The organism is Neobacillus sp. FW104-15D2 (assembly GCF_058790155.1).
Genome location: NZ_JBYTCJ010000035.1, coordinates 18,762 through 35,901, shown reverse-complemented (window position 1 = coordinate 35,901; position 17,140 = coordinate 18,762). Strand labels below are relative to the sequence as shown.

Here is a 17,140-nt window from a genome sequence, read left to right as displayed (position 1 = left end):
AGACTATTATCTGCCGTTCAGGAAATTTATAGAAATGTTGGAGAGGGCGAAGCTAATGTGGGAATTTGGTAATTTAACTGCATCGAGCAATGAAAAAGTTCAAGGATATTTAGAACTTACGGGCATTGACGAAAAGCTTCCGTTATTTTTGATTAATGGCCAGGAAGGTCCCCGGGTTCTTATTATTGGCGGCATTCATGGCTGCGAATATACCTCAATTGACTCAGCCTTAAAGCTCGGCCAGAGCCTTAACCCAGAGGAAGTAAAAGGCAAGGTTGCTATTTTGCCAATAGCCAATCCTGCTTCCTTTTATTCCCGGAGTATCTATGTTCATCCCCGTGACGGTAAAAATTTAAATCGGATGTTCCCGGGGAAGGAAGACGGCACAGATGCGGAACGACTGGCGTACTGGTTAAATGAAACAGCCATTAAAAATGTGGATTACCTGATTGACCTCCATGGCGGCGATATGATTGAAGCCTTGGTTCCCTTTACGATTTACCATTTAACAAAGGACGAACAGGTGGCCGAGAAATCAAAAGAAATGGCATCACTCTTTGAAATTGAATATGTAGTCGGCAGCAGCGGACAGGTTCCCGGTTCTACTTACGGGGCAGCTGCCGAGCAAGGGATTCCTGCCATTATAGCAGAAGCGGGACAGCAAGGAATTTTAAGTGATGAGAATTCCACCCTTTTACAGGAAGGGACGAAAAATATCCTTCGTTCTCTTGGCGTTCTGAAGGGAGAAGTGAGTAGGTTTAAGTCAAAATATTTATCGGTTTTTGATTGGTATCGTGCCAACCAAAGAGGTTTATGGTACCCGAGCGTGAAAATTGGTGAGATGGTTCGTAAGGGCGATAAGCTTGGCGATTTAACTGATGAGTTTGGCCAAGTGGTGAAAACCTTCCATTCTGACACAAATGGAGCTGTCTTGTTCCTGGTAACCTCATTAGCGATTAATGAAAATGACCCACTTCTTGCAGTAGGTGAATAGATTGAAGGAAATATTAAAAGGATCAATAATCAATATTGCAAATTTATATCGCAGTAAACAGCTTTCTCCAGTCGAACTTGTAAGCTATTTGTTTTCTTGTATTGAAAAAGAAGAGCCAGAGTTAAATGCGTTTATTTCACTTTTCGAGAAGGATGCTCTGGCTTCAGCGAAGAAAGCAGAAGCACTATTTTTACAAGGCAAACCAACTCACCTACTAACTGGGGTGCCGTATTCCTTAAAAGATCTATTTTATACAAGGGGAAGGCTAACAACCTGTGGGTCAACGATATTGAAAAACTTTATTCCTGACCATAACGCTGCTGTGGTAGAGAAGCTTATGGACACGGGTGCTATTTTAATAGGGAAAACCAATATGCTTGAGTTTGCTTATGGTATTGTTCATCCGAAATATAAGCAAACCAACAATCCTTGGGACTTGAACAAAACTGCTGGAGGTTCTAGCGGCGGTTCTGCAGCTTCAGTAGCCGCCGGGCTCGGCTTTTTTTCTATGGGTTCGGACACAGGCGGTTCTATTAGAATTCCGGCCTCCTATTGCGGTGTTGCCGGATTAAAGCCAACCTATGATGCGATTAGCCTACAGGGTGTTTTCCCACTTTCTCGGTCACTCGATCACGCCGGGCCTATTGCCAAAACAGCCGAGGATTTATTATTAGTTTGGGATGCAATCTCTAAATCCAATACCCAAGGTTCATTAGATGAAATAAAGAGGATTGGTATACTCCCAGACTCTTATTTAAGAAGTATAGAGTCTGATATAAGAGGAGTTTACAATCACTCATTAGACATTGCAGAAGCGCTTGGCTGGCAGCTCGTAACAGTAGAGATTCCAGGCTGGGAGAAAACAGAGGATATCCTTATGAGGATATTGCTTCCTGAAGCGGCGCAAATTCATAAACATTGGCTGCATCGTAAACAGGATTACGCACCACTGACCTTTAGTCAACTAAAACTTGGTATGGAACAAAAAGCAGTAGATTACCTTGAAGGACTACAGCAGCAAAAGGAGTTTCGGGAGACCGTCTCTGAGATTTTTACTAAAGTGGATGCACTGTTGATGCCAACGGTCGCGTTTTCTGCACCCGCAGAGGATCCAGTGATTGGTGACCATGACAAAAATGAAATGACATTTACTGGTCCCTTTAATGTTTCTGGCCATCCTGCAGTCACAATTAATCTTGGGTATTCAAATGAGGGAATGCCGATTGGGATGCAATTAGCAGGACCTTTGAATAAAGATAGGGAATTATTACTTATCGCTCGTGCTTTTGAACAAGGGGCGAATTTAAATAAGGGGTGAGAAATATTGTCTGATATATTGTCTTTTTTACAGGATCATCAGTCAGAAATGGAAGAAACGCTCTTGAGGCTAGTTGAAGCGGAATCACCCTCTACTAACAAAGAATTAACCGACCAATGCGGCATTGTACTGCAAAAGGAATTTGAAAGATTAGTTGGCGGCAAGGCTGAGATTATTCCTCAGGATAGTGTCGGAAACCAATATTGTTTTACATACGGGACAGGTGAGGAACAAGAGCAAATTTTAATCATTGCCCACTATGACACCGTTTGGAGCCAAGGGGCACTCCCGATTAAAAAAGAAAATGGCAATTTGTATGGTCCAGGCACGTTTGACATGAAGGGCGGTCTAACCACTACTCTTTGGGCCTTAAACGCATTAAAAGAGTTCAATATTTTTGGTAAAAGAAAGGTTGTCTTCTTTGTTAGTTCGGACGAGGAGATCGGCAGCCTTTTTTCCAGGAAAATAATTGAAAATCTGGCTAAAGACAGCGCAATTGTCTATGTACCAGAATCCAGTATTTCTCCGGATGCAGCAGTAAAAACCTCTCGAAAAGGTGTTGGATGGTTCACGATTAATATTTCAGGAGTCACCGGTCATGCCGGTATAGATCCGTGGGCAGGTGCAAGTGCGATTGAAGAGCTGGCATTGCAAATTGTGGAGATGAAAAAGTTAGCAGACAAAGAAAAAGGAATTTCGGTGAATGTTGGATTAATTGAAGGCGGCAGCCGGCCCAATGTTATTGCTAAGCATGCACAGGCAGAAGTGGATGTAAGATTCACGGCAAAGGAACAAGCCTATGAGTTGGAACGTGCATTCCAAAACCTTAAGCCATTTTTAAATGGTACAGCAGTTGAGGTGACCGGTGGGATAAACCGTTATCCACTGGAGAGGAATGATGAAGTCATAACGTTATATGAACAACTTAAAGAGATTGCAGCCGGCCATGGATATGAATTGAAAGAAGGTTCATCAGGCGGGGCAAGTGACGGGAATTTTACCGCAGCCCTTGGAATCCCAACCATAGATGGCCTTGGGCCACAGGGAGCAGGAGCCCATTCTGATGATGAGCATGTGGTATTAGCCAACCTGCCATATCGTGCAGCACTGTTGGCTGAAGCATTGAAAAAAAATATTTAATGGGAGTGACGATTCATGTACATGATGGATTTAAGTTTACGCCAATTTGAAGATGTGTTAAGAAGCGGTGTTGATACAGCCATTTTACCGATTGGTATGGTTGAAGCACACGGTCCCCATTGCTCGCTAGGAACGGATGTGTTAATTCCTAGGGAGTTTTTAAGACGGCTTGACAGAATCATAGGTGAAAAAGTAGTTATTGGAGCAGAAATTCCTTATGGGCATTCCTGGGCGCTGCAATCTTTCAAAGGGACCATTGATGTTTCAGCCGAGGCATTTTCTAACTATGTACTTGAAGTAGGGAAGGAGTTTCACCGGAGCGGCTTTAAAAATCTAGTGTTTTTTAATGGGCATGGTGGAAACATGAACAGCTTAAATACAGTTGGTGAAAAGTTAGCCGATTTAGGATTAACTATTTTAATGATTAATTGGTGGGTGGATTACCGTGATACGATAAAAACTATTGCAGCAGAGCCTGGCCATGCCGGTGAAGATGAGACTTCCTTAGTACTGGCAATCTCAGAATCTCTTGCTGATACTAGCCAAGTAGGCAATCACCAAATCGAGCTGTCACCAAAAATAAAGTACCGCGACTGGGGGAAATCAATTTTTCCAGAAGGCTATTTAGGAAATGCCGGAGCAGCAACTGTGGAAAAAGGAGAAAAATTGTATCAAGCAATGATTCCCCTCATGTTAAAGGACTTTGATGACATGTGGAAGGTTAACCAAACAGTACAAACTCAAATTTAAGGGGGAACTTCCATGTTGCGTTGGACGAAGGAGCAGACAGGAGAAAAAATAGTTGATATCGTTTTAAGCTTAAATGATCAGGCACAAAAGCTATATCAACAGGAAGTGGCAACTGCCAGCTACAGCGAGGTAAGGTCAAGTCTTCATACCTTTGATGAAATAGGCAAAACGATTGAGGAAGTGGAAAAGGAGATTAAATCGGTAGAAGGACATCCTGGCCGTTACTTAAGGTCCATGGTAAACAGCTTCCGTTATTTTGCCAGGAGCCTCCAAGGTGATAACGTTCCCTATGATCAATTAATATTGAATATTCAAGAGCTTCCATCTGTATTGATTTCCGATGAAAAAATTATTTTTATGAAAGAAAAGGTGGAAAAGGGACTAAAAGACCTTGGCTACAAGGGCAGTGTTGCAGAGATGGGTGAAGAATGGCGAAAGGATACGCTGATTGAACCCGAACTTGTGACGAAGGTGGCAGAAAAGTTTATGGAACGAAGCAAGGCGGGTACTTTGAGCCGTGTTGTTTCCCTTCCTAAAGAAGACGGGATTGACGCAATAAACTCAATACGTGGTGTGTTCTGGAGTGGTTATTCTAAATACACCGGAAATTATCGTGGTAATCTTACTTTTAATATTGATCGTCCATGGAGCGAGCCAATTTTGGCACAAATCATGACACACGAAGCTTACCCAGGTCATCAAGCTTTTTATTGCCGCTGGGATCATTTATTTAAGCAAGGAAAGCTTCCTTTAGAAGCTTCCTATTATTTAATTAATAGTCCTACGAATGCTTTGTTTGAAGGAGGACCGGAAACAGCGCTTCACTTCTTGGGATGGGATGAATTAGACCAGGATACCCCAGGAGTAGATGTGGTAGCCAAGAAGCAATATATTTTGGCCCGCAATTATTTGGATCTGCAGAGGATGTACACGACGAATGCGTGCTATCTTTATAATCTTGGTCTAGGAAGCAAAGAGGAAGCTATTGATTATATGATTCATAAAGGAAGTATTAATACAATTGAAGCGAATAATGCATTCCGTTTCTTCTCGGATAGAATTCAACGAACGTATTTTCCTTCCTATTACTATGGGCGTTGGATGGTCGGTTTGGCGTATGATGCAACTCCAGTTGGGAAAAGGGATGAATATTTCAATATTCTTTATGATACGCCACATACTACATTAACATTTATCGATGACATTTCGGAGCTGCTTGGCAAAGAGTTTAGCCCATTTGAGATTGCAAGTATGCAAAGGTAGAGTAATTCTGAAAGAAGGGGAAACATGACCAATGTTCCCCCTTCTTTTTTCTGCATTCAATGGGCCTATTTTTATGATGAAAGGCTAAATACGCCAAGTTCAAGTTATCATCAAGGTAAAATCTGTAATTTCCTGAATGATTAGCTAAAAAAGCCACCCAAAAAGGGGGGCTTCACTATAGATTTCGGACTGTTTGAGTGTCATTGAACTTATGCTAAAAATGAGCTTGCTACTTTCTTGACATAATTTTGTGTTTCTTTAAAAGGAGGGATACCTCCATACTTATCTACATTTCCCGGGCCAGCATTATACGCTGCAAGGGTATAGTGGATATTTTCATCATACTTATCCATAAGCTGACGAAGATACTTGGTTCCTGCAAGGATGTTTTGTTCAGGATCAAGTGTATTTTCAGCTCCCATGGCGCGTGCTGTACCAGGCATTAATTGCATTAGTCCAGAGGCGCCTGTTCTGCTGACAGCATTAGGATTAAAGCTTGATTCATGCTGTATCACAGAACGAATTAATTTTGCAGGCACTTGATAAAGCCGGGATGCCTTTTCAATAATATCATCATATTTTTTAGACGAAATCTGGCCAGCAGCAGGAACATTTGAAAGAGGAACCTTACCAATCCAGCCAAGGGAATTATTGCCTGCTTTTAAGCCGGGAACCATGGGAGTAATAGTATTTGAGATTTCAGGCAAAGTTAGATCATTAACCAGGCTTACGCCCGATGATCCTAGTTTAGAAGGATCAGAAGTAAAAGAATTAGGCTCTTCATCCCCTAAAAGTTGAGTCAGAAGGTCCGTAAATATATTTGAGTTATTCTGTTCTTCTGAAGAAGAACCAAAGCTTTGAAAGGCCTTTAATTCAAGCATGGCCTTTAATTTATCGATACTCATCTAAAATCTCCTTAAGCATTTTTATTCCGCTGAGAAGTTTGTAGATTGACGATACTTCTCCTCATAAAAGCGGCGGATTTTATTAAGTGTTGGCCGCTCAGGTATGTTATATTCTTTCAATAATCCAGAGAAGGCTTCCTTGCCTGTCTCATAGTCTTCTACTTCGTATTCTAACTCATAGTCCTCCATATTTAAATAGGTACTATAATCTAAAACGAGAAGGCCGGATAGATATTTTACTTCAGCTCGTTTTGTCTTAAGAGCCCCAAAGTAAGCAAGCATATTAAAATTGACCCCTAATTCCTCAACGGCCATCTTTACTATACCTTCAGGGAGCCTGCCTGCATTGAAAGCTTCATGAACGTGGTTCGAGGTAAGAATCTGGTTGGTTTCCAAAAGACCCTGGGAGGCTGGCTGTTTCAAAGTCATTTCATAGGAGCCCTTTTTTTGGCGAATTCTAAGGGCAGATCCTTTTTCCTTCAAAGCAAAATCAGCTGTGTCAAAGTAATGATTCTCATGAATGAAAAAGTAGTTTTCATTTATTTGAAAGGCTTCTTTCAGCTGGTTATATTCATATTTCGTCAGCATATTTTTAAATTCAATTTCAAGATGTTGTGACAAGGTATTTACCTCCTATATCTTTTTCTTTATTATCTCCTTGATTTATGACGACTGCAATTTCTGGGAGAATTGAACTGCTTATGCTAAAATAGGAGAGTATATATGGAGGTAGAAAATAATGAAAAAAAAGCTTCGAATAGAAACAGCTAAATTAGAAAAGAACCAATTGCTGCTGTCTGCGGATCAGCCTGTTTCCGGTCTTGTTCCTGCCGGGCAGATGCTTGTTGATTCCGACGGTTTCGCCTTTATTTACTTAATGGAGGAGAATGGTGATTATACATATATAGTTCTTATGGAAAACATTTGGCCATCTTTAAAAACAGCGCTGGATCAAAAGGCTGCCGTTATTTTATCAGATGGATCACAAAAGATTGAACTTTTAAACTTGTTTGAAGAACTTGAATATTTAACCGATAATATTAAGGGTAATAGTAACTACGGAGAGGAAATGGTCACAAAGGTCGAAGCTGTTTTTTAATGCAGGACCACAGATGTGATAAAGGAGAACTTGTAAATACCTTAAAAGGATTAACTTGTTTTTCTCATAAACAGCCATTCATCCATTAAGATTTTGTTTTAGGGCCGGGTGATAGAAAAATGAAACATTGGGATCAATTTTTAGCCCCTTATAAACAGGCAGTTGAAGAATTGAAGGTAAAGTTAAAAGGAATGAGGGGCCAGTTTGAAATGGACTCTTCCAATTCACCGATTGAATTTGTCACAGGCCGGGTAAAGCCTATAGCGAGTATCCTTGATAAAGCCAATAATAAAGGGATTGCCCTTGATAAATTGGAAGAAGAAATGCAGGATATTGCCGGACTAAGAATGATGTGCCAATTCGTTGACGATATTCATGGAGTGGTTAGCCTCCTGAGAAACAGAAACGATTTTGAGATCGTTGAAGAAAGGAATTATATTTCCCATAAAAAAGTAAGCGGCTATCGTTCTTATCATGTGGTGATCCGATACCCTGTTCAGACAATTCATGGTGAAAAAAAGATCCTGGCAGAAATTCAAATCAGGACACTGGCCATGAACTTTTGGGCAACAATCGAGCATTCGCTGAACTATAAATATAAAGGGGCTTTTCCACAGGATATAAAATTGAGGCTTAAGAGGGCAGCCGAAGCAGCTTTCAGGCTTGATGAGGAAATGTCCCTTATTCGAGGGGAAATCCAAGAGGCGCAAGCTTTCTTTACAAGAAAAAAGGATCAAAAGCAGGAAGATCAGAACTGATAAAATCTTATAAAATAAGGAGCTTGAAAAATGAAATTTGCCATCACCTCAAAGGGAGATCAAAAGTCGAATACGCTTATGCATAAGATAAGAACCTATCTGCTTGATTTTGATCTTGTTTACGATGAGGACCAGCCGGATATTGTTATCTCAGTAGGAGGGGATGGAACCCTTCTCTATGCGTTTCACAGGTATAGCAGCCGGCTGGATAAAACGGCATTTGTCGGAATTCATACTGGTCACTTGGGTTTTTATGCTGACTGGGTCCCTGAAGAGATTGAAAAGCTTGTAATTGCCATTGCAAAAACTCCTTTTCAGGTAATTGAATATCCGCTCCTCGAGATCATTATCCGATATCAGCATGGTGGGAAAGAATCAAGGTACCTTGCTTTAAATGAATCCACAGTAAAAAGTATTGATGGTACCCTGGTAATGGATTTAGAGATAAGAGGCCAGCATTTCGAACGTTTCCGCGGGGATGGTCTTTGTGTTTCTACTCCTTCAGGGAGTACAGCCTATAATAAGGCACTTGGAGGAGCCATTATACATCCGTCGATTGCCGCCATTCAGGTAGCTGAAATGGCATCGATTAATAACCGGGTATTCCGGACAATCGGATCCCCCTTAATCTTGCCTGCTCATCATACGTGCATGCTTAAACCTGTTAATCGAACGGACTTCCAGGTGACAATTGATCATTTAACTCTCCTTCATAAAGATGTCAAATCGATTCAATTCAGAGTTCCAGAGGAAAAAATCAGGTTTGCCAGATTCCGGCCATTCCCTTTTTGGAAAAGGGTACATGATTCGTTTATCGCTGATGGAGATTGATAAGATATGTCAACGGAATTTAGCTTGGACTGGGAAATTAAAAGCAGCAGTGCGGGAAAACTCATCCGGCACTTTTTAAAGGAACATGAGATTTCTAAAACGGCCCTTACGGATATTAAATTTAAGGGTGGAAAAATCCTCGTGAATGGACAGGAAGAAAATGTTCGGTACATTCTTAAGGTAAATGATCTTTTAAAGGTTATTTTTCCTCCGGAGGAATCTTCAGATGGGTTGAAGGGGGAAGAAATTCCTCTTGATATCTTATATGAAGATGAGTATTTGCTCATCGTTAACAAGCCAGCGAATATGAATACGATACCTTCGAGGGAACATCCAGCAGGGAGTCTGGCAAACGCTCTGGTAGGATACTATCAATTAAGAGGAATTTTAGCTACTGCCCATATTGTTACTCGTCTTGACCGTGATACATCAGGTATTGTCCTTATTGCGAAGCACCGCCATGTTCATCATTTAATGAGTAAGCAGCAGAAAGCAGGGAAAGTGAACCGAATGTATGAAGCGTTGGCAAGCGGGGGGTTTTTTGAGGATCAGGGCACCGTTAATCGGCCAATTGGCAGAAGATCGGACAGTATTATCAAAAGAGAGGTCCGGGAAGACGGCCAGTACGCCTGCACCCACTATAGAGTTATTCAGCGTTTTAAAGGCTGCACCCATATTGAACTTCGCCTGGAAACAGGCCGGACTCACCAAATTCGAGTTCATATGGCTTATTTAGGACATCCCTTACTAGGTGATGACTTATATGGTGGAGAAAGAAGTATTATACAAAGACAGGCACTTCACTGCAAAAAACTTACTTTTTTCCATCCTTTTAAAGAAACTGAAATGTCATTAGAGGCTCCGATGCCCGATGATATGATCTCGATTTTAAAAAGGCTGTCCTAAAAAAGCAGGCAGCCTTATCTTTAAAGAGATAATAAAGTATAAAATTTTTGCCCCTTATAATTGTCTAGCTCCAGTTTCAGTGTCTAGGGGCTCGAGGTCATAAGCCAATCCGTCTGAAGGTTAAAGAACAACCTTCTCGCCGGCTCGTCTTATGCTTGTCGCCCCTAGTCAAGACACTTCAGCATTTCATTATCCTTTATCTCAGTCGAAGTGAGGCGCGCAGGACGCTGGTCCAGAAAGACGTTGCCACAGGACAAGGAAATCTTCGTCAGCTTAATCATCGCACGAAGGAAAAGCGCAGCTTTTTCGAGGACGTGGCGACCTTAGCCTTTCTTCAAATGGCCATACGTCGCTGAACGGGCGCTTACGCTTTTCTTATTCTTCGTCAATCTTTCTGAACTTTTCTTCTATAAAAGGCATAGAGGAGGGGACAGATACAAGTTCCATTTCAGGATATCTTAAAGCTGTCAGTTTTCCTCCAAATACACAGCCGGTATCAATATTGTAGGTGTTGTTCACAATCCTTGGCTCCGCTACTGGCGTATGCCCGTATACAATGACGGCTTTCCCCTTGTAATTCCTTGCCCAATCCCTTCTGACCGGTGAACCGTCCGGATGCTTTTCGCCAGTAATATCTCCATATAAAACATAGGTTTTAACTCGGGAATTATTTTTACCTATATAGTCCTCACGAATACCGGCATGGGCGATGACCAGTTTTTTATCATCTAGTATCAGATGGAGCGGGGCAGATTCATAAAGAGCTATGAATTTGTTCCTTATTTCGCGCTGGTTCTTCTTTTCAAGCAATTGGAATTCTTCCGCTGTAGTTTCTAGACCATGTGTTATCTGAACCTTGTTCCCAATGAAAAAACGGTATAACTTATTGCAATGGTTCCCGGGAACATATTGAGCAGTTTTCTCCTTAACAACCAATCTCCATACAAGGTCAACTACCTTTAGTGACTCTGGTCCACGGTCAGTGAGATCACCTACAAAACCCAGTACCCTGCCATCAGGGTGAAAGGGAATTCCATTATCCCATTTATAGCCAAGCTCCAGTGTAATTGTTTTGAATTCCTTAAAACATCCATGTATATCACCAACAATATCGATTTTCAGATGTATCCCTCCCTTTAAAGCATCCATATTATTAGTTTTTCACTTTACCCTTCATTTATAATGGATGAAAATATTTAAATGATTTATATAACATGTTTTCCTGAATAATATTATTTAATGGGGCAAAAGGAGGCGTTGGTTATGGAACACTCATCAGTTACATCGCTGGTCATCGTGATTGTTGCGGCATTTATTACTCCAATCATACTTCATAAATTAAAATTAGGCTTTATCCCGGTTGTAGTTGCTGAGATTATCATGGGTCTAATTATTGGAAAAAGCGGCTTTGATCTTATTGGTAAGGATCCCTGGATTGCAACACTTTCAACACTCGGGTTTATTTTTCTGATGTTTTTGAGCGGCCTGGAAATTGATTTTACTGCTTTTACCGGAAATAAGAAGAGAGGGATGCTGCCATCGGGGAAACCGGAGCCGAATACATTTGCTGTAGCCGGGCTTATTTTCGCAGGAATTTTTGCCGTTTCACTCGGACTGTCCTATGTATTTGTGGCTGCAGGCTTTATTCATAACGCATTCCTTATGACTCTTATCATTTCAACAATTTCTCTTGGAGTTGTTGTGCCTACCCTAAAGGAAGCACATCTGATGAAAACAGGAATTGGCCAAATTATTCTGCTTGTGGCAGTTATTGCAGATCTGGTTACAATGATACTGCTCGCTGTTTTTGTCTCACTTAATGAGAAAAGCCATGGGAATACATGGCTCCTGCTTGTTTTATTTGCAGCTGGGATCGGCCTTTATTTTATAGGCCGTGGCTTTAAAAACAGATCCTTTCTAGAAGCTTTGTCTAAAGGAACAGTTCAGATTGGTACGAGGGCAGTTTTTACACTAATTATTGTTTTGGTAGGATTATCTGAAACCGTAGGGGCAGAAAATATATTAGGCGCCTTCCTTGCTGGTGTACTGGTCTCACTTTTGTCTCCTAATCAGGATTTGGTCCATAAGCTTGACTCGTTTGGTTATGGATTCCTAATACCGATTTTCTTTGTTATGGTAGGGGTTAATCTGGATGTTTGGTCACTTTTCAGTGACAAAAGATTGCTTATGCTGATCCCGCTCTTATTAGGGGGGCTGTTGTTATCTAAACTTTTGCCCGTCTTTTTGCTAAAAAAATGGTATGACACCAAGACAGTGATTTCTTCAGGCTTTTTGCTGACAAGTACCTTATCGCTTGTAATTGCTGCTGCAACAATCGGTGAAAGGATGAGGATTATTACTCCGCAAATGAGCGGTACGCTTATTCTGGTTGCAATCATTACGTCCATAATCACACCAATTGTTTTTAAAAAGCTGTTTCCAAAGGAAGCTGCTGCCGGCAGAAAAATCAAGGTAGCCTTTATTGGGGCAAACCAGGTTACCCTACCGGTTTCACTCGAGCTCAAATCCTCTATATATGAACCTGTACTTTTTCATACCAAATTGGATAAATCAGAAGAGGAAATTTCTAATTCCTTGTTTGAAATTAGAGAAATAGTGGATTATTCTATTGAGACCCTAGAGAAACAGAATGTATCTGAGACTGATATTGTTGTTGTCTCTACAAAGGATGAGGAAGTAAATGCTAAATTAGCCTTTAAGCTTAAGGAACTGGGAGTAGAAAGAGTGATTACCCGAACTGAAACTCCAACTCTTGAGGAAGGCCTTCGGGCAAGTGGGGTGGAAACCTATTCACTTTATATGTCAACCAAGGTTCTCCTCCGGGCATTAATTGAGTCTCCTAGCATTATGAATATTTTAACCAATCAGGAGACAGCTCTTCATGAAATTTCCATGCAAAATAAACGTTTTGACGGTATGACAATACGGAAATTTCCTTTTACAGGAGATATTATCTTTGTACGCATTTTTAGAGGGAAGGACTCGATTATTCCTCATGGCGATACAGAACTGCAGCTGGATGACCATTTAATCGTCAGCGGTTCGAAAGAGTACGTGAATGATTTGAAAAGGGAACTTGAGTTTTGCGAAACATGTTAGCTTAAAACATGTGGTGAGGTGAGGCTTTTCATTTTAGCTGGGTTAGTGTAAAATTAGTACCAACTACTAATAACATGTGATAATAGGGGGATTTAAATAATGACTCTTTCTTTAGCTGGAAAAACATACGTAGTCATGGGAGTAGCAAATAAACGAAGCATTGCATGGGGTATTGCAAGATCGCTTCACAATGCTGGAGCAAGGCTAATTTTTACATACGCTGGTGAAAGACTTGAGAGCAGCGTTCGCGACCTTGCTGATTCACTGGAAGCTGAGAGTACTATTGTGTTGCCTTGCGACGTTACAAGCGACGAAGCTATTGCCAAATGCTTTACTGATATTAAAGAACAAGTTGGAACGATTCATGGCTTCGCTCACTGCATCGCTTTTGCCAATAAAGAAGAGCTTAGCGGAGACTACATGAATACAACTCGTGAAGGCTTCTTATTAGCTCACAATATCAGTTCTTATTCCTTAACGGCTGTTGCAAAGGAAGCAAAGGAATTAATGACAGAAGGTGGAAGCATCGTTACTTTAACCTACCTTGGCGGAGAACGTGCTATTCAGAATTATAATGTAATGGGTGTTGCTAAAGCTTCTTTAGATGCAAGTGTCCGTTACCTGGCGGCTGACCTTGGTAAACAAGGAATTCGTGTTAACTCCATCTCTGCTGGCCCAATCCGTACTCTGTCGGCAAAAGGAATAAGTGACTTTAATTCAATCCTAAAGGAAATCGAAGAAAAAGCACCTCTAAGAAGACCGACTACACCAGAAGAGGTTGGCGATACAGCAGTATTCTTATTTAGTGACCTATCACGCGGTATTACAGGAGAAAACATTCACGTAGATTCCGGTTACCATATACTTTAATAATAGCAGGTGTACGCAACCGGCGCTCGCTTTTAGGTGGGCGGGTCGGAAGTCTGCTGGGTCGCTTTTACCACTGGAGTCTCGTACCTATGATTCCCATCAAAATAGCTGTTAGAGCCAATTAAAAACCCGCTTCTATTAAGAGGCGGGTTTGTGTGATTGTAGAATTAGGATAACAATATTGATAACAATATTCTTATATATTCTTTCTAAATCGTTTTTGATGGGGGGATAAAGCTTGCTAAGGCCAATAATTTTTCAAGCAAAAAGAATTGAAAAAAATGTTATTGCCTGTAAAAAAGTTGCCGTTGAACTTAAACTGCAGATGACTTCAAATTCAAGAATATAGAAGGTCTAAATAATAGGCTCTTTTCGTAAAGGTTTGTTTTTATATAAAAGCAAAAATAGACTAGCCTTCCGCAGGTAATCCGAGAGCCTCATCGGTCGTTGAGATTGCTTCAGTAAATCAGCAGGCACGAAGAAAATGCGAATGTATTTTCGTGATGTCTCGCCTATTTTTTACTCACAGTTTCTTCAATTTGCAGCGATCTTTTAGAAAAGAGACAAATAATAAAACTAAAAAAGTGATCCTAGTAATTTGTTTTGGAATCATCTTTTTATGTTTTTGGTCTCCAGGGAGGCAATGGACTAATCTCCTCTTTTGATATGTTTCTATTTGAGTCTTCGATATCAATTTTAAACAGAGACATATTAAGAGTAAGTTTATTTTGTTCGGTTTTTCGAGAGCTTTTAAGTTAACAAGAGGAAAAACGGAATAGGGCGCGTTATTAAATAACTGTAATTTTTTTAACTGAAGGTTGTTAAGGAAAGAAATTGATTCAATACAATAGTTTTTAATAATTCTTGTATCATTTATTTCATTCTATATAAGGAATCCTGATGGTGGCTGAGGGCTAATTGCGTATCATTAAATAATTCCATGTACTTTAAATGCAATTTAGAATCCACTTATTTCACCTCTTTACTCTTCGTCATTAAATTCCTCAATATCAAAAGGCTTTTCATCAGCTATTTTATCTTTCAGAGAGAGTAGTGTTTCAAGTTTTTTTAGTAAAAGCCACTCTTTCATTATTACAGAATTAATTATCCTATTTACTGAGTAATTAAAAGCGATGATATCCTGGTTTGAAGGTGCTGTTGGGAAATCCAGATTTTTTCCGACAAATGCATTAATTTTTTCAGCTTCAGAAGAAATTAATTATAAAATATCCGGAATCAACACATCTCATTATCCCTTAACGTTAATGTTTCTAACATTATATGACCAGTTTTGCAGGGAAGTATAGATTTACTTTTATCTATACAAAAAATTAGGGAGCATGACGGCTTAAGGAAACATTGAGGATAATTAAAGAACCCAATCGTACCTTTTCTCATATTATATTTATGATTTTGAGGGAGGGTAGCCACATGAAGGAAAGTAAAAAAATAAAAGCCATAATTCCAATGCTATATGTTTATCAGCCATTTATGAAACCGCCTAAAGCACAAATGCAGAACAGCTATAAAACCTTAACAAATGGAGATGATGTACCGAAGAAGCCGCCTGGAAAAAAACAAGATATTGAAATCGAAAACGAAATTGAGAAAAAAGATAATGATGTTAAAGAAAAGGATTTAAATGAGCTTGTGTTCAATTCGAATGCGGAAAGTAAGGAGCCCAGCTATGAAGCTGTTTTAGATTACGCCGAAGTACAAGGTAAAAAAATAGAGGGAAATATAAAGGAGGAATTTATAACTAAAGAAAAAGATGGGAAACAAGAAAATGATAAAACAACTTCTATGAATAAAACTAACTTTCGTAATTTGGACTTAAAGGGAAAATGCGAATATATGAAGATCATTCCATATCCAGTTGCTAAAATTCGTTATATTTTTATTACAAAGGATAAACAGTACCTAGGATACTTTATTTCTAAGATTGAAGGAGACTTGCTTATCCATAGTATTGAGACAAAGGAATATTTGCGAATTTCGTATGACTCTCTGATTGATATAACAATAAATGGTCTTTAATTCTTTTGGGTAAACCTATTCAATTGTCAAGAAAACGAGTTGATTGAAAAATACTATTCACCTTTATAAAATAGTCCTTTATTCCACCATTATTGGCGGGATGAAGGGCTATTTTTGCTGTTTTGGCAATTTACGGTCATATAAGCGTGTTCCCGTGACTAGCCATATTGTGGTACCTGGTGGACAACCTCATTAAAACGTCCTAAAAAATGATTCTATGTTGAAACCGTATTCTGAGGATATTTAATCCTTGACTGGATCTTCAATGGGGTATCCAAGAAACCAATGATAAGCATTGTTCATCTGAATCTCTTGTTCCATCTTATGTTCTAAGCTGATAATGAAAAAATAGGGTAAAACCAATATATCTTCAACTTCCTTTTAAAAAAATTCTCTGGTATCAGATGATCAATAGAAGCAGTCACTTGTTTTCCGCGATTATTCCTGTTAATTCCCTTCATTCTAATCGTATCCTTTACAACACTTTTATTCATCTTTAGGGATATGAACGCAAAAAAGGCTGTTGATTTTCAACAGCCTGGAGGTTTACATTTGTAATCCTCATTTTGCTAATTACTTCATCATGATGTCATTACAGCGTCTAAGCAAGTTACACCACAGAAGCAATGCAGGTCCATGGTTATACAGACACCTGTACGTTTAAAGATTGTTTCATCTGGTAGATCTTTGATTTGATCACAAGGATCATCAAAGTCCTCCCCAGGGTCTTGATTAGTAGTTAATAACTCCAATGTGGCACAGCAATCATCATCTACTGAGGTTACTCTGAAGAAGAAAGTCTGGAAACATTTAAGCTTGACTTTCCCTCCATTTCCCCGTGATTTAAGTTTGACACCCGTTGCCTTGAAAGGGTCACATCCACAATACAGAATAAGTGGTATTGTATCTAAATTTGTTGATACTGGTGAAATTCCATTTAATAATTCATCAATGGATTTCTCACAGCTCGTATTACAACCAGAAACTGTAGGAGATACTTCTTCCTGAACATCAGCAATCCTTCGAAGTACTGTGCATACACAATTGTCACCACTATGTGATCCATGACTTCCACAAACCATGTTTTCCACTCCTTATATTTATTTTAGACTTAATGTCCTTAATAGAATATGAGGGCGCTTTTTTTTG

Annotated in this window: 17 protein-coding genes; 12 read left to right on the top strand and 5 right to left on the bottom strand. The window is 39.8% G+C overall.

Going from position 1 to position 17,140, the window contains the following annotated elements; genetic code table 11:
• Window positions 1-55 precede the first annotated feature (55 nt).
• The 5 genes from AC3WR0_RS21835 to AC3WR0_RS21815 are packed head-to-tail and all read left to right on the top strand — an operon-like array spanning window position 56 to window position 5,465.
• Complete coding sequence (locus AC3WR0_RS21835; RefSeq protein WP_492554266.1) at window positions 56-994, top strand: M14 family metallopeptidase; 939 nt, start codon at window positions 56-58, stop codon at window positions 992-994.
• Window position 995: 1 nt separating this feature from the next.
• Window positions 996-2,312 carry an amidase gene (locus tag AC3WR0_RS21830; protein WP_492554265.1) on the top strand — a complete coding sequence of 439 codons (1,317 nt, stop codon included), beginning with the start codon at window positions 996-998 and terminating at the stop codon, window positions 2,310-2,312.
• A gap of 6 nt (window positions 2,313-2,318) precedes the next feature.
• The gene (locus tag AC3WR0_RS21825; protein ID WP_492554264.1) at window positions 2,319-3,452 is read left to right on the top strand and encodes a M20 family metallopeptidase; all 1,134 of its coding nucleotides are present in this window, start codon (window positions 2,319-2,321) and stop codon (window positions 3,450-3,452) included.
• 15 nt (window positions 3,453-3,467) lie between these two features.
• Window positions 3,468-4,202, top strand: coding sequence for a creatininase family protein (locus tag AC3WR0_RS21820; RefSeq protein WP_492554263.1), 735 nt, complete (start codon window positions 3,468-3,470; stop codon window positions 4,200-4,202).
• Between the two features lie 12 nt (window positions 4,203-4,214).
• Window positions 4,215-5,465 carry a hypothetical protein gene (locus AC3WR0_RS21815; RefSeq protein WP_492554262.1) on the top strand — a complete coding sequence of 417 codons (1,251 nt, stop codon included), beginning with the start codon at window positions 4,215-4,217 and terminating at the stop codon, window positions 5,463-5,465.
• 209 nt (window positions 5,466-5,674) lie between these two features.
• Here AC3WR0_RS21815 and AC3WR0_RS21810 read toward each other — a convergent pair whose 3' ends face one another.
• Window positions 5,675-6,370, bottom strand: coding sequence for a lytic transglycosylase domain-containing protein (locus tag AC3WR0_RS21810; RefSeq protein ID WP_492554261.1), 696 nt, complete (start codon window positions 6,368-6,370; stop codon window positions 5,675-5,677).
• Window positions 6,371-6,391: 21 nt separating this feature from the next.
• The gene (locus AC3WR0_RS21805) at window positions 6,392-6,991 is read right to left on the bottom strand and encodes a CYTH domain-containing protein (RefSeq protein WP_492554260.1); all 600 of its coding nucleotides are present in this window, start codon (window positions 6,989-6,991) and stop codon (window positions 6,392-6,394) included.
• Between the two features lie 118 nt (window positions 6,992-7,109).
• On the opposite strand from AC3WR0_RS21805, the gene AC3WR0_RS21800 reads away from it, so the two are divergent.
• The 4 genes from AC3WR0_RS21800 to AC3WR0_RS21785 all read left to right on the top strand — a co-directional run bounded on the left by AC3WR0_RS21800 (window position 7,110) and on the right by AC3WR0_RS21785 (window position 9,964).
• Window positions 7,110-7,469, top strand: coding sequence for a UPF0738 family protein (locus AC3WR0_RS21800; protein WP_492554259.1), 360 nt, complete (start codon window positions 7,110-7,112; stop codon window positions 7,467-7,469).
• 119 nt (window positions 7,470-7,588) lie between these two features.
• Entirely contained in the window at window positions 7,589-8,227 is a 639-nt protein-coding gene (yjbM, locus tag AC3WR0_RS21795) for a GTP diphosphokinase (RefSeq protein WP_027321743.1), read from the top strand.
• Between the two features lie 30 nt (window positions 8,228-8,257).
• Window positions 8,258-9,058: an NAD kinase gene (locus tag AC3WR0_RS21790; RefSeq protein ID WP_027321742.1), complete on the top strand. Its 801-nt coding sequence runs from the start codon at window positions 8,258-8,260 to the stop codon at window positions 9,056-9,058.
• A gap of 6 nt (window positions 9,059-9,064) precedes the next feature.
• Entirely contained in the window at window positions 9,065-9,964 is a 900-nt protein-coding gene (locus AC3WR0_RS21785; protein ID WP_492554258.1) for an RluA family pseudouridine synthase, read from the top strand.
• Window positions 9,965-10,339: 375 nt separating this feature from the next.
• On the opposite strand, the gene prpE is transcribed toward AC3WR0_RS21785, so the two are convergent.
• Window positions 10,340-11,086, bottom strand: coding sequence for a bis(5'-nucleosyl)-tetraphosphatase PrpE (gene prpE / locus AC3WR0_RS21780; protein WP_492554281.1), 747 nt, complete (start codon window positions 11,084-11,086; stop codon window positions 10,340-10,342).
• Between the two features lie 141 nt (window positions 11,087-11,227).
• Between prpE and AC3WR0_RS21775 the strand changes: the two genes are divergently transcribed.
• Entirely contained in the window at window positions 11,228-13,084 is a 1,857-nt protein-coding gene (locus AC3WR0_RS21775) for a monovalent cation:proton antiporter family protein (RefSeq protein WP_492554257.1), read from the top strand.
• A 99-nt stretch (window positions 13,085-13,183) separates the two neighbouring features.
• Window positions 13,184-13,954: an enoyl-ACP reductase FabI gene (gene fabI / locus AC3WR0_RS21770; RefSeq protein ID WP_492554256.1), complete on the top strand. Its 771-nt coding sequence runs from the start codon at window positions 13,184-13,186 to the stop codon at window positions 13,952-13,954.
• A gap of 982 nt (window positions 13,955-14,936) precedes the next feature.
• Here the strand turns inward: fabI and AC3WR0_RS21765 are convergent.
• Entirely contained in the window at window positions 14,937-15,170 is a 234-nt protein-coding gene (locus tag AC3WR0_RS21765) for an alpha-helical endospore appendage domain-containing protein (RefSeq protein WP_492554280.1), read from the bottom strand.
• Window positions 15,171-15,385: 215 nt separating this feature from the next.
• Between AC3WR0_RS21765 and AC3WR0_RS21760 the strand changes: the two genes are divergently transcribed.
• On the top strand, window positions 15,386-15,991 hold the full coding sequence (locus tag AC3WR0_RS21760) for a hypothetical protein (protein ID WP_492554255.1): 606 nt from the start codon (window positions 15,386-15,388) through the stop codon (window positions 15,989-15,991).
• A 581-nt stretch (window positions 15,992-16,572) separates the two neighbouring features.
• Here AC3WR0_RS21760 and AC3WR0_RS21755 read toward each other — a convergent pair.
• Window positions 16,573-17,073, bottom strand: coding sequence for a CotY/CotZ family spore coat protein (locus tag AC3WR0_RS21755; RefSeq protein WP_027321736.1), 501 nt, complete (start codon window positions 17,071-17,073; stop codon window positions 16,573-16,575).
• Window positions 17,074-17,140: the final 67 nt, after the last annotated feature.

Coding starts and splice junctions, on each gene's coding strand:
- AC3WR0_RS21835 (WP_492554266.1), top strand. CDS start 56: ATGTGGGAATTTGGTAATTTAACTGCATCGAGCAATGAAAAAGTTCAA.
- AC3WR0_RS21820 (WP_492554263.1), top strand. CDS start 3,468: ATGTACATGATGGATTTAAGTTTACGCCAATTTGAAGATGTGTTAAGA.
- AC3WR0_RS21815 (WP_492554262.1), top strand. CDS start 4,215: ATGTTGCGTTGGACGAAGGAGCAGACAGGAGAAAAAATAGTTGATATC.
- AC3WR0_RS21810 (WP_492554261.1), bottom strand. CDS start 6,370: ATGAGTATCGATAAATTAAAGGCCATGCTTGAATTAAAGGCCTTTCAA.
- AC3WR0_RS21800 (WP_492554259.1), top strand. CDS start 7,110: ATGAAAAAAAAGCTTCGAATAGAAACAGCTAAATTAGAAAAGAACCAA.
- yjbM (WP_027321743.1), top strand. CDS start 7,589: ATGAAACATTGGGATCAATTTTTAGCCCCTTATAAACAGGCAGTTGAA.
- AC3WR0_RS21790 (WP_027321742.1), top strand. CDS start 8,258: ATGAAATTTGCCATCACCTCAAAGGGAGATCAAAAGTCGAATACGCTT.
- AC3WR0_RS21785 (WP_492554258.1), top strand. CDS start 9,065: ATGTCAACGGAATTTAGCTTGGACTGGGAAATTAAAAGCAGCAGTGCG.
- AC3WR0_RS21775 (WP_492554257.1), top strand. CDS start 11,228: ATGGAACACTCATCAGTTACATCGCTGGTCATCGTGATTGTTGCGGCA.
- fabI (WP_492554256.1), top strand. CDS start 13,184: ATGACTCTTTCTTTAGCTGGAAAAACATACGTAGTCATGGGAGTAGCA.
- AC3WR0_RS21760 (WP_492554255.1), top strand. CDS start 15,386: ATGAAGGAAAGTAAAAAAATAAAAGCCATAATTCCAATGCTATATGTT.
- AC3WR0_RS21755 (WP_027321736.1), bottom strand. CDS start 17,073: ATGGTTTGTGGAAGTCATGGATCACATAGTGGTGACAATTGTGTATGC.